This window comes from Streptomyces wedmorensis (assembly GCF_000716445.1).
In the GTDB taxonomy this organism is placed as follows: Bacteria; Actinomycetota; Actinomycetes; order Streptomycetales; family Streptomycetaceae; genus Streptomyces; species Streptomyces wedmorensis.
Genome location: NZ_JNWK01000009.1, coordinates 181,429 through 193,982 on the forward strand (window position 1 = coordinate 181,429; position 12,554 = coordinate 193,982).

At 71.9% G+C, this 12,554-nt stretch carries 7 protein-coding genes; 3 read left to right on the forward strand and 4 right to left on the reverse strand.

Annotated features, from left to right (window positions below; all coding sequences use genetic code 11):
- Positions 1–156: 156 nt before the first annotated feature.
- Both OO54_RS10325 and OO54_RS10330 read right to left on the reverse strand, forming a co-directional pair.
- Complete coding sequence (locus tag OO54_RS10325; protein WP_051786831.1) at positions 157–1,152, reverse strand: alpha/beta hydrolase; 996 nt, start codon at positions 1,150–1,152, stop codon at positions 157–159.
- 49 nt (positions 1,153–1,201) lie between these two features.
- Positions 1,202–4,054: a helix-turn-helix transcriptional regulator gene (locus tag OO54_RS10330; protein ID WP_078905132.1), complete on the reverse strand. Its 2,853-nt coding sequence runs from the start codon at positions 4,052–4,054 to the stop codon at positions 1,202–1,204.
- A gap of 117 nt (positions 4,055–4,171) precedes the next feature.
- Here OO54_RS10330 and OO54_RS10335 point away from each other — a divergent pair, with 117 nt between their 5' ends.
- From OO54_RS10335 to OO54_RS10345, 3 genes are all read left to right on the forward strand, one after another.
- Entirely contained in the window at positions 4,172–7,021 is a 2,850-nt protein-coding gene (locus OO54_RS10335; protein ID WP_234439537.1) for a helix-turn-helix transcriptional regulator, read from the forward strand.
- A gap of 121 nt (positions 7,022–7,142) precedes the next feature.
- Entirely contained in the window at positions 7,143–7,328 is a 186-nt protein-coding gene (locus OO54_RS10340; protein ID WP_078905133.1) for a transposase, read from the forward strand.
- 843 nt (positions 7,329–8,171) lie between these two features.
- Positions 8,172–9,848, forward strand: coding sequence for a right-handed parallel beta-helix repeat-containing protein (locus tag OO54_RS10345; protein ID WP_234439536.1), 1,677 nt, complete (start codon positions 8,172–8,174; stop codon positions 9,846–9,848).
- A 179-nt stretch (positions 9,849–10,027) separates the two neighbouring features.
- Here OO54_RS10345 and OO54_RS10350 read toward each other — a convergent pair whose 3' ends face one another.
- Together OO54_RS10350 and galE are read right to left on the reverse strand one after the other, a co-directional pair.
- Positions 10,028–11,464 carry a UDP-glucose dehydrogenase family protein gene (locus OO54_RS10350; protein WP_033202534.1) on the reverse strand — a complete coding sequence of 479 codons (1,437 nt, stop codon included), beginning with the start codon at positions 11,462–11,464 and terminating at the stop codon, positions 10,028–10,030.
- 45 nt (positions 11,465–11,509) lie between these two features.
- Positions 11,510–12,532, reverse strand: coding sequence for a UDP-glucose 4-epimerase GalE (gene galE, locus OO54_RS10355; RefSeq protein ID WP_033202535.1), 1,023 nt, complete (start codon positions 12,530–12,532; stop codon positions 11,510–11,512).
- Positions 12,533–12,554 lie beyond the last annotated feature (22 nt).

Below are 12,554 nucleotides of genomic sequence, written 5' to 3' on the forward strand. Positions count from 1 at the left end.
GCGCGGCTCAGCCAGGACGGACGGGAGGCCCTCGTCCAGCCCGGCCCCTTCACTTGTTCCGACGCCGGTCTGCCCAACCGGAGAGAACATTCGGACGACTTCCGTCTCACGGCGATCCGCGTGCGATGGCCGCGGGGGTGCGCCCGACAGCCGCCCTCATGCGAGATGAGCGCGCAGGAACACACCACCGAGCCGCACCGCCGCCAGCGTCGGCGGACTGGTCCGCAGTGCGGTCAGCGAAGCGAAGTCGTGGACCGTGCCCTGGAATCGCGTGGCGATCGCGGCGACGCCGGCACGACGCAGCCGGTTCGCGTACTCCTCCGCCTCGTCCCGCGTCACGTCGGCCTCCGCCGTGACGACCAACGCCGGTGGCAGCCCAGCCAGTTCGGCTGAGCTCGCCCGCAGGGGGGCCGCCGTCGGCTCGTTCCACTGCCGGGGATCGACGACGTACTGACGCCAGTACGCGCGCACGGCTTCCCGGGGGAGCGGATACCCCGTGGCGAACTGCCGCTGCGACGGGCTGTCACAGCGGGCGTCGGTGAGCGGGTAGTACAGGATCTGGGCGCGGATTCCCGGACCCCCGCGCTCCTTCGCCAGCAGCGTGAGCGCCGTGGCAAGCGTCGCCCCCGCGCAGTCGCCGGCGACCGCGAGACGGTCGGCGTCGAGTCCGAACGCCGCCGCTTGCCGCACCGTCCAGGTCAGCAGGGCGTAGCACTCCTCGAGGGCGACGGGATAGCGGGCTTCGGGCGTGCGGCTGTACTCGGGGACCACGGCCGCCACGGCCGCCCGGCGCACCAGTTCGCTGACGAGCCACGCGTGGGTCTGCCCGTCGCCCAGCATCCAGCGGCCCCCGTGGACGTAGAGCACGGTGGGTGGCGGGCCCGTGACACCGGTCGGCCGGAAGATCCAGAAGCCCACGAGACCCGAGGGGCCCACGGGCGCCGCGTGGAACGTGGCGTCCACCTCGAAGTCCTCGCCCCGATCGGCCTGGGACTCCCGCAACGCCTGCCGGGCGGTGTCGGGTTCGAGCTCGTGGAGAAAGGGAGGCACCGCCGAGGCGTCGACGAGCCGTCGTACGAGCGGATCGAGAATCACGGGCGACGACGGCTCGGCGCGCGGCTCCCGATCGTCGGCACCGGGGTCCGGCTGCATTCGGTCTTGCCTCTCGCTCGTGCCCCGCTGGATGTTGGATCGTGGCACGTCAGCTGTCGTGCAGGAGGGCCCGAAGTTGGTGGCGGCTGCTGATGCCGAGCTTGGGATAGACGTTGTAGAGGTGCGAGCTCACGGTACGTGGTGAAAGGAACAGCCGCTCGCCGATCTCGCGGTTCGACAGGCCGCGTGCGGCGAGCCGGGCGATCTGCTCCTGCTGGGCCGTGAGTTCGGCCAGCCCGTCGCCCCAGGCGGAGGCATCCGCCACTCCCGCCGCGCGCAGCTCGCCGCGCGCCGCGTCGGCGAGGGCCCGGGCGTCGAGCCGGGCCGCGACCTCCAGTACCGCGGTCAGTTGGGCGCGGGCCTCCACTGACCTCCTGCGCCGACGCAGCCAGATCGCGTAGTGCAGACGGGCCTGGGCCCGCTCCAGGGGCCAGGTGTCTCCCTCGGGGTTGACCAGGGCGAGCCGGAAATGGTGCTCGGGATCCGCGTCCTCGTCGACGAGAGCAGCCGCGTGATGCATCAGGAGGGTCATTCGGGTCGTCGGCCGGTCACCCTGGCTTCTCCGCACCTCACCGAGGACGCGCGCCGCTTCCTCCTGCCGGCCGACGCGCTGTGCGGCGGCGGCCAGTTCGCCGACGGAGCGCGCGGACAAGAAGGGAGCGAAGGGCGAGCCGTCCTCCCGGAACAAGGCTCGCAAGTGGTGGAACGCGCGGTCCGCGTCACCGCGGGCCAGCGCGGTCAGGCCGCAGGCGCGCAGCATCCTGGCCCGGGTGGCCCGGTTCTCACCCAGGTTGACGGAGCTCCAGTGGGGGCCGGTGAAGGGGATGTCCGGCACACTGTCGCCGCGCAGCGCGCGCAGCGTCACCTCCAGGGCCTGGAGATCCATGTCGACTCGGGGCAATCGGTGGACGACGGCGTCGGAGAGCCCTTCCCCGATCAGGGCCTGGGCCTCCGGCCACCGACCCATGGCGATGAGGGTGTCCACCTGGGCCGGCAGACTCCACACCCGGGGGCCCCAGGCTCCGGGCGCATCGTGCTGGGTGCGCGCCCGCCGGTACATCTCGGCACACGACTCCGACTCGTCGGTGTAGTAGGCCACTGATGCGCCGGCCAGCAGACGGGTCAGCGCACCCGGTCCGTCGAGCGGTCCGTCGAGCTGGACGGGTGCCCGGCGGGCCAGGCCGGCGTGGGCGTCGGGGTCGACGCCCACCGACACATAGGTCTCCAGGGCCGCCAGGACCCGGGGTTCGGCGAGCTCGGGAAACACGCCTCGGGCCCCGGGTTCGGTGCGCCGTGCGGGTGTCGTCGGCTCGGCGTAGTCGTCTCGTGACTGCGGTGTCCCGTGGGCGGTCCGCCGGGCGTGGTCGAGCATGCCCGGCAGCTCCCGCCGGTGCTCGGGCAGCCCTGACTGGTGGGCGATCGCCGTCGCGAGCGCGGTGAGCGCGAACGAGGCGGTGGGCGTGCGCGGGGGTGAATGCCGCCACACGTCGAGCAGGAGACCGAAGGCTTCCCGCTGGAACGACAGCAGTGCCAGTGCGCTTCCCATGGCACAGGCCGCGATACAGCGCAGCTCCGGGTCGCGGTTCAGCCGGGAGAACTCCGTGTAGAGGTCGCGGACCCAGTCCGCATCCCCGAGATCGCTCGCCGCCACCATGGCAGCGGCGAGGCGACGAGCCCGGTCCTCGTCGCTCCCGCTCAGCCGCGCCGCCTGCTCCAGAGCCTGAGCCGAGACGAAGGGGTCTCCCGCCAGCCGGGCCTGTACGGCGGTGGCCTCCTCCAGGGCGGAAGCCACCGCCTCGTCGGGGCCGACCGCCGCGGCGGCCAGATGCCAGGCCCGGCGTGCCGGGTCCTGCCCCCGTGCCGCCGCCAGATCCCGGTGTGCCTGCTGCCGCAGCTTCGCGGACTGTCGGTGGAACGCCGCTGTGCGCATCAGCGGGTTGCCGAACGCGAGGTGGCCGTCGGCGATGCCGATCAGACCGGCCTTCTCCGCCGGGGCCCATACGGTGAGGTCGTCGGTGCCCAAGGCGGCCATCACGGCGGGAAGCTCCTCCTCCCGCAGCGCGGCCGCGGCGTAGAGCAGCGCACGCTGCGTGTTCTCCGGAAGTGCGTCCAGACGCGCGGCGAACATCTGCGGGATCCGTAAGGTCCGGCCCGCTTCGGCGGAGACCGGCGGCGATCCGATACCGGTGCGTGTCGTCCGGTTCAGCTCGACGATCGCCAGCGGATTGCCTTCTGCCTGCCGGAGCAGCTCCAGTCGGAGCCGTCCCCCGGGGGCTTCGGGCTGCGCGTCCAGGAGCCGGGCCGCCGCCCCGGGGGACAACGGGCCGAGCCGTACGACGGGGAGATCCCCGGGGACCGCGGCCGGGGGAGTCTCGCCGCGCGCGCTGAACAGCATGGTCACGCCCTGGTGGGTGAGCTGCTGCTGCACGGAGAAGAGGACGTCCAGAGAGGTACGGTCGCAGTCCTGCACGTCGTCCACCGTCACCAGCAGCGGGTTCGCCCGAGCGAGACGGCTCATGAGGGTCAGGACGTCGGCACAGGCCGCATGTCGCTCGCGCGGTCCGGTGCCCGCACCCGGTGCGAAGGCGGTACGGAGCGCGGGCCACCGGTCCTCCCGCAGAGTCTCCGTCGTATCGAGCACCGGCAGGAGCAGCCGACGCAGCGAGGCGAAGGCCTGCGGCTCCTCGGCGTCCCAGCCCCGCACCGACAGGACCAGGATCCGACGCGCCGCGGCCGCCTCCGCGGCGAACCGCAGCAACTGGGACTTTCCCGTGCCGGTCTCTCCGAGCACGAGCAGAGACCGAGGCGGACCGGAACGTTCGTCGAGGCACCGCAGGATCCGGTGGGCCTCCTTCTCGCGGCCGATCGGCACCGCTGTGCCACCTGCTTCGAACTCCGTCATCGCACTCCGATTCCCCGTACGGGGCGCTCGTTCCCGCCCCTGCGGAGATGCTGCCAGGAGCCCCGTCCCAGCTGCTTCTGTCATGTGACCAGTCATGCCGAAGGAGGGCCTGGCAGGATGGCCCCCAACGCTGTGAACAGGCAGTTCGCGGCCATCACGGTCCACTGGGCGGACCGGTCGGCCGTGGGACGGACAAGGGAGAGCATGGACGTCGGCTCCATAGACGCACGCACGCGCGGGATCCGGGGCAGGGCTCGCGAACTGGAGTGGATCGGGAAGCTGGTCGACGCCGCGGACGGCCCTGGCCCGAAGGTGCTCGTGCTGACCGGTGAGCCCGGGACCGGCAAGAGCACGCTGCTGGACCACGCCGCCGCCGAGTCCGAGGCACGTGGCCGCCGCGTGCTCCGGGTTCGGGGTTGCGAGGGCGAGCTGGGCCTCGACCTCGCGGGAGCGCATCAGCTACTGCGCCCGGTTCTCCGCGACGCCGAACGGCTCCCCGCGCGTCAGCGCAACGCCCTGCTGCACGCGTTCGGCGAGGATAACGGTGACGAACAGCAGACGCCCGACCCGCTCGTGATCAGGACCGGGGTGCTGACACTCCTTTCGGAAGCGGCGACGGAACGACCGGTGTTCATCGTCGTCGACGACGCCCAATGGCTGGACGTCGGCTCGCTGGACGTGCTGGCGTTCGTCGCACGGCGCCTCGAAGGCGAACGCATCGCCCTCTTGCTGGCCGCCCGGGAAGAAGCAGTGCCCGTGCGCTTCGACCGCGACTTCCCCCATCTGACGGCAGAGCCCTTGGACCGGGCCGAGGCGGGCCTCCTGCTGGACGAGCAGCCGCGCCCGCCGCGCGGCAAGGCCCGCGCGCGGATCCTCGAGCAGGCGTCCGGGAACCCGCTGGCGCTCATCGAACTCGCGCGGGCCTACGCCGATGAAGCGGGGGACCCTGGTTCCGACTCGATCGACTCGCTCCCCCTCACCGCGCGGCTCGAGCGCCTGTTCGCCGCCGGCCTGCCCGACCTTCCGGAACCCACTCGGCGTGCGCTGCTCCTGGCGGCAGCCGCCGGCACGGACCGGCTCTCCGACGTCCTGCACGCGGCCCCGGGCCTGGACGAGCCGGAAGTGTGGCGGCCGGCCGAGCAGGCGGGTCTCGTACGGGTCGAGAGCGGCGACATCCGGCTGCGTCATCCGCTGGTCCGCGTCGCGATCTACCAGGCCGCCTCCTTCGCCGACCGTCGCGAGGCCCATCTGGCGCTCGCCGCGGCGCTCGCCCACGAACCCGACCGTCGGGCCTGGCACCTCGCCGCCGCCGCACTCGGGCCGGACGAAGCGGTCGCCGACGCCCTGGCGGAGAGTGCCGAACGTTCCCGGCGCCGCGGCGGATACGCGGCCGCGGCCACAGCGTGGGAACGTGCCGCGGAACTCACCCCGGACTGCGAGCACCGTGCCGGGCGACTGCTCGCGGCCTCCGCCGCCGCCATGTACGCCGGATACCCGCAGTGGGTCGGCGACATCGCGGCACGCGTCGCCACACTGACGGACGATCCCCAGAAGCTCGCCGAGGCATCCCTGCGCGGCGGCTGGTCACTGGCCGTGACCCTCCGGCATGACGACGCGCTCGGATTCCTGCTGCCCGTGGCCGAATCCATGGCCACCGCGGCACCCGAGCTGGCACTCGACGCCCTGGGTACGGCGTCCACTCCTGCCTACAACTCCGGCGACCCCTTCTACCGTACGGAACTCGAGCGCATCCGCACCCTGATCGCACCTCGGCCCGACAGGAGCGACAGTCTCTGGACACAACTCGTCAGCCAGCCGTTCGCAGGCCGGGAGGCGGCGCTGGAGCACCTGAACCACAAGGTCGACATCCTGCGGGAGGCCTCACTCCCCGACCTCGTCGTGCTCGGCGCCACCGCCTGGATCCTGGACGAGAGCGAGACCGCCGTGCGCCTCCTCGGCCAGGCCGTGGACCATCACCTCCGCGCCGCGACGGCCGGCACCAACTGCACGGTCACACAGGCGCTCGGACTCGCACTGTTCGAGAGCGGAGCCTGGACGGCGGCCCAGTCGATGGCCGAAGACGCCTTCGGCCTGGCTGCCGAGGCGGGGGCCGACAACGTGTCCGTGGGATCGCTGATCCTCCAGTCCACGCTGCGAGCCGCCCGCGGCGACCACGCGGGCGCCCGGGCACAGGCCGCCGACGCCGTACGCGGCACCGACCTGCGCAAGTCCCGCAGCCTCTACGTCCGCCACTGCCACGCGCTCGGCATGGCGGCGCTCGCCGAGGGCGACCACACGACGGCGTACGAGCACCTCCGCCGCGCCTTCACCCAGGACTTCCACCCCGCCCCCGTGCACCACCACGCCTCGTTCTACTACCTCGCCGACCTCGCGGCGGCCGCCGTTCGCGCCGGCCAGACGAACGACGCCCGAGCCGTGCTCCGCGCCGCCGAGCGATCCCTGGGTACGACCCGCTCCGCCCGCCTGGACGCCATCGTGTCCCGTGCCTCGGCCCTGTTGAGTGAGCCCGACGGCGCGGAGCCGCACTTCCGCGTGGCGCTCGCCGACCCGGCGAGCGCACGATGGCCTTTCGAACACGCCTGCACACTGCTGGACTTCGGCGAGTGGCTGCGCCGCCACAGAAGGGCCGCGGAGGCGCGCCCCCTGCTCAGCACCGCCCTGGAGATCTTCGAACGGCTCGACGCACGGCCCTGGATCGCACGCTCCATCGCCGAGCTCAGGGCGGCGGGCGTGTCCGTGGCGGACTCCAGGGCACCGGAGGCGGTGGCCGGCCTGACGCCACAGGAGCTGCAGATCGCCCAACTGGCCGCGGAGGGCCTGACGAACCGGGACATCGGCGCCCGGCTCTATCTGTCCCCTCGCACCATCGGCTTCCACCTGCACAAGATCTTCCCGAAGCTCGGCATCACGGGGCGCGCCCAACTGAGTGACATCCTCGGCCCGTGAGCGGCAACGTGGCACAGGGCGGGACGCGCCGCCTCCTCGACCGCACGCGGAGGCCTGGATCCCCTCGGCCCCGCTGCCCCACCGCGCTCGTCGGCGGAGTCAGCGAGGACCACTCGAACCCATGATCGTCCGACGCGGCGGGGGCCACGGTTCCGGACCGGGCAAGGTGCGCTGGGTGGCCGAGCGCGCCTTCGGCCGGCTGCACCAGTTCAAACGCCTCCGCACCCGGTACGAACGACGCGCCGATCTCCACCAGGACCTGCTGGAAAAGGCCTGCGGCCTCACTCTCCGCAGGACGGCATTCTGAAACGGTCAGTAGGCGCCCGACGATCTCAGGCGCAGGTATCTCGTTCTGGTTGCAGCGGGGACCGGGGGAGGGGGTGGAGCCGCCGCGTCGCGCAGAAGCGGCGCGAGGTGGTCGGACGCGGTCCGGATCCCGGCCGCTGGTTCCCGGCCCGGGGAAGAGACGTCCCGGAACCGCGCGTCCCCGGGCGTCCTTGTCGTTGCCGCCGGCGGGGACGACGACGGAGATTCACCTGCAGAAGTCGCAGTGTCGTCTACCTGTGGACGGGTGGGGTCTCTTGAACCTGAAGGGGGGTGTGCCGTCGGCAAAGCGTGGGCCGATGGCGGCGGTGTCCATGAGATTCACTCTCTGAAACGCCGAGCTGCGAGGGTTACGAGGTCGGTGCCATACCCCCGGTGCTCGTCCGGGATGCCGGTGGGTTGTATCGGGGGTGAGGGTGCATTTCGACTGGCGATCCCGTCGCCTGCCGAGAGGGGCGCCTGACGCATGTTTCGGCTGGTCAGACGCCCCATGTCGTGCCTCTGGAAGAAGCCGAGCTTCTTCGGGGAGTACGAGACGAGGAGATTCTTCGAGTGCTGGTGGTACACGCCGCGCGTGGTCGCTGACCAGTGGAAACGGCCACGATTCCGTCAAGCTGCAGGCGGCGCCTCGTCCTCGGACTCCGAGGCCCCCGCGCCACCCCTGTCTCCGACGCTACGAGCCGCCTCGACGCGACCGCCCCGAAGACGTGACGGGCCACACGTGACTCGGATGCCGCGCGTTTGTCGGCGTTTCGTATGTCCCTTTTCTGGCAGTCTGCTGCTTCATATGCCTGATGTGGCACTGGAACGTCCCCAGGGGGTGCGGGTGAACACGGTGAAGCGGAGCCGGACGACGAGGGCCGCGGCGGGAGTGTCGGCCGTGGTCCTCCTGTTGCTGACGGGGTGCGACGTGCCGGGGGTCTACCGGCCCGCCCGCCCCGCGAGCGGCGGTCCGTTCACCTTCTACGTGAGTCCGGACGGCGACGACGGGAATGACGGCATGTCGCCGGAGAAGCCCTGGCGGACCCTCGATCACGCGAACACCGCGAACTTCCGGCCTGGCGACAGGCTCCGGCTCAAGGGCGGCGAACGGTTCCGCGGCACCGTCACCCTGGAGGAGGGCGAGGCGGGCAGCGCCGCGCGGCCTGTGGTGATCGAGTCGTACGGCACGGGCCGGGCCACGATCGCGCCCCGCGGCACCTCCGGCATCACCGTGCGCGACACCGCGGGCGTGGAGATCAGGAACATCGCGCTGGTCGGCGACCGCAAGGCGCTGCGCGAAGGGGTCGGGATCGCCTTCCGTGCCACCCGCCCCGGGGAGCGGAGGCTCGCCCACGTCAGGATCGCGAACGTGGAGGCGCGGGGCTTCCAGAACGGGATCAGCGTCGGCGCGGATGACGACGCCGTCACGGGCTACAGCGACGTGCGCATCAGCGATGTCTCCGTGCACCACAACCTGGAGGCCGGACTCATCTTCTACGGACCGGAGTTCGAAGCGGACCGGCCGGCATACGCGCACTCCGGGCTGCGGATCGAGCGGGTCACGGCGTCCTCCAACACCGGCGACCCGGGCAGTGACAGGCGCAACACCGGAAGCGGCATCGCTCTCGGCAGCGTCCGGGACGCGAAGGTGCGGCTCTCGGTGGCCCACGACAACGGCGCGCGCTCCGCGGCCGACGCCGAAGAAGGTCCCGAGGGCATCTGGGTGTACGACTCCACCGGCGTGGTCCTGGAGAACAACCGCTCCTACCGGAACCGGACCGGATCCCGGGTGGACGGCGGCGGTTTCGGCCTCGACAACAACGTGTCCCACTCGGTCATGCAGTACAACCTGGCCTACGGCAACGACGGGCCGGGGTTCCTCGTCTACTCCGGACAGGCGACCGGCGCCCACCGGGACAACGTCGTCCGCTTCAACATGAGCTGGGACGACGCGCGGAAGCTTCCCGAGTACGGTGGCATCGTCGCCTACGGCACCCGAATGAAGAACCTGGACATCTACAACAACACGGTCGTGATGCGGACGCGGGATCTCGCCTCCGCGGAGGAGGCGGGAATCCGGCCCCCGGCTCTGCGGCTGCGCGACGGCATGAGCGGCGTGAGCGTCCACGGCAACATCCTCGCCACCGACGGGGGTCCCCTGATCGACGCCGAGTCGTCGTACCGCCCCGGCACGCACCAGTTGCGGGGCAACGTCTACCACAGCGAGGGCCCCTGGTCGCTGAGCTGGGGGAGTCGGCGCTTCACCGACCTCGCCGACTGGCGTACCGCTTCCGGCCAGGAGCTCCTCGACGGTGAGCCGACCGGCACCGGCGACGACCCGTGCCTGCGCGCACTGACCGTACCCGTCACCGACCCGGCCGGGGCCGAGAACCTGGTGCCGCGCTGCGAGGACGAGGTCTCCGTGAGCATGGGCCCGCAGGCCTCGGGCATCGACGCGGGCCCCGTCGACTACTTCGGCAACCGGCTCCCGGACGCCCTGCGGCCCGGCGCCGCGCAGTAGAGCACGGTCCACTGAGCCGGACATCGATTCTTCCGGAGCCGGCGCACGCCGGCTCCCCTCGATCTCCCCGGCGCATTCCCACGCGACGCCCTCGGCGACCGGGCGCGCCATGACGCCGCCCCGCCCGCCCGGTCCAGGACCGGGCGGGCGGGGCGGCGTCGGCGTGCTGGGGGCGCGGTTCAGGCCCTGCCGGTCGGCAGCGCCGTGGACAGGAGGTCGGTGTGGTCCGCCTCGACGGCCGGCGAGGCGATCGTGGCCCGCAATGGCTTCTCCGCCCGAGCGGCCGGCGGCCGGTCCGCCGGCGCGGGACGGCCGAGCGCCTTGACGGTCCAGCCGGCGGCCCGCCACTCGTCGTGCGGGAGCGCGTTGCGCGCGTCGACGAGGACCGGCTTGCGGACCACCAGGGCCAGCTTCACCGGGTCCAGCTCGCGGTACTGCCCCCACTCGGTGAGGTGCAGAACGAGCTCCGCTCCCTGGCAGGCCGTCAGGAGGTCTGCCTCACAGCGCAGTTCCGGGTGGGTGCGACGCGCGTTCTCGGTGCCCTCAGGGTCGTGCACCCGGATGTCGGCGCCCTCCCGGTGCAGAGCCGCCGCCACCGCCAGCGCCGGCGAGTCACGCACGTCGTCGCTGTTCGGCTTGAAGGTGGCGCCCAGCACGGTGACGCGGTGTTCGGTCAGGTCGCCCCCGGCCAGCTGACGGGCGAGTTCGACGGTCCGTGTCCGCTGCCGTTCGTTGATCTCGTCGACCTGGGCCAGGAAGGCCACCGCGGGGCCGACGCCGAGCTCCTGGGCACGGGCGGTGAACGCCCGGATGTCCTTGGGCAGGCAGCCGCCGCCGAAGCCGAGGCCGGCGTTGAGGAACCGCCGGCCGATCCGGGTGTCGTGGCCGAGGGCGTCGGCGAGGGTGACCACGTCCGCTCCTGCGGCGTCGCAGACCTCGGCCATCGCGTTGATGAAGGAGATCTTCGTGGCGAGGAAGGAGTTGGCCGCGACCTTCACGAGCTCGGCCGTGCTCGGGTCGGTGCTGATGTACGGGACGCCCGCCTCCAGCATCGGGGCGTACAGCCGGCGCAGCGTCTCGTCCGGCTCCCGGCCGACCGTGCCGACGACGATCCGGTCCGGCCTCAAGGTGTCCTCGACCGCGAAGCCCTCCCGCAGGAACTCGGGGTTCCACGCCACGTCGGCCCGCACGCCCGCCGGGACGAGCCCCGCGATGCGGGCGGTCAGGCGCGCGGTGGTGCCCACCGGCACGGTCGACTTGCCGACCACCAGACACGAGGCGGGCAGGTGCGGCACGAGCCCGTCGATGACGGCGTCGACGTATCGCAGGTCGGCCGCGTGGGAGCCGGCCCGCTGGGGCGTGCCCACGCAGATGAAGTGGACCTCGCCGTGCGTCGCGGCCTCGCGCAGGCTGGTGCCGAAGCGCAGTCGTCCGGAGGCGAGGGCGCGGGTGAGGACCTCGTCGAAGCCCGGTTCGTAGAAGGGGGGACGGCCCTCCGCGAGGGCCGTGATCTTGTCGACGTCGACGTCGACGCCGAGGACGTCGTGTCCGATGTCGGCCATGCACGCGGCGTGCACGGCTCCGAGGTAGCCCGTTCCGATGACGGTCAACCGCATGCGGTGCTCTCCTGTCTGAACGCGAAGGCGGGGGTAGGTGGCGGGTCAGGGTGCGTAGCCGTACGGGTTCTGCTGCTGGAAGGTCCACGCGTCACGGCACATCGCGGCCAGGTCGCGCCGTGCGGTCCAGTTCCAGGCCGAGGCGACCTTCGTGGGGTCGGCGACGAGTTCGGCGACGTCGCCGGGGCGGCGCTCGGTGACGCGGTGCGGGATCGGCTGTCCCGACACCTCCGCGAAGGTGCGTACGAGCTCCAGGACGGACGCGCCGCGCCCGGTGCCCAGGTTGAAGACCCGCATGCCCGGCTCGTCGTCGATGTGCTCCAGGGCGGTGCGGTGCCCCTCGGCGACGTCGACCACGTGGACGTAGTCGCGGATCCCGGTGCCGTCGGGGGTGGGGAAGTCGTCGCCGAAGACGCTGAGTTCGTCGCGGCGGCCAACGGCGATCTGGGTGAGGAACGGCATGATGTTGTTCGGCACGCCGCTCGGGTCCTCGCCGAGGAGTCCGGTGGGGTGGGCGCCGGCCGGGTTGAAATATCGCAGGGCGAGTACCCGGAGCTCGGGCACATGCCGGCAGACGTCCGCGAGGATCTGCTCGCAGGTCCACTTGGTTGTGGCGTAAGGGTTGGTCGGCGCCGCCGGTGACTCCTCGGTCAGCGGGACGGTCGTGACGTCGCCGTAGATCGAGCAGGAGGACGAGAACACCAACCGGTGCACGCCATGCTCGTGCATGGCCGAGACCAGGGCCGTCGTGCCGCCGACATTGATGTCGTAGTACGTGAGCGGGATCCGCACCGACTCGCCGACGGCCTTCTTCGCGGCGAAGTGGATCACCGCATCGATCGGATGGCTCGTGAAGACGGCGTCGAGTGCCCGGCGGTCGCGCACGTCCGCGACGTGGGCGGCCGCGATGGGGCGGCCCGCGATCTTCGCGACCCGTTCGAGGACCTCGGGCGAGCTGTTGGAGTGGTCATCGAGCACGATGACCTCGTGGCCGGCGTGGAGGAGCTCGACACAGGTGTGGCTGCCGATGAAACCGGCGCCACCGGTGACCAGGACGGTCTGGGGCAAGGGAACCTCATTTCTCGATCGG

Bases quoted from the DNA above. Each gene is read 5' to 3' on its own strand.
- OO54_RS10340 (WP_078905133.1), top strand. From the start codon at position 7,143: ATGATCGTCCGACGCGGCGGGGGCCACGGTTCCGGACCGGGCAAGGTG.
- OO54_RS10335 (WP_234439537.1), top strand. From the start codon at position 4,172: ATGGCCCCCAACGCTGTGAACAGGCAGTTCGCGGCCATCACGGTCCAC.
- OO54_RS10350 (WP_033202534.1), bottom strand. From the start codon at position 11,464: ATGCGGTTGACCGTCATCGGAACGGGCTACCTCGGAGCCGTGCACGCC.
- OO54_RS10325 (WP_051786831.1), bottom strand. From the start codon at position 1,152: ATGCAGCCGGACCCCGGTGCCGACGATCGGGAGCCGCGCGCCGAGCCG.
- OO54_RS10330 (WP_078905132.1), bottom strand. From the start codon at position 4,054: ATGACGGAGTTCGAAGCAGGTGGCACAGCGGTGCCGATCGGCCGCGAG.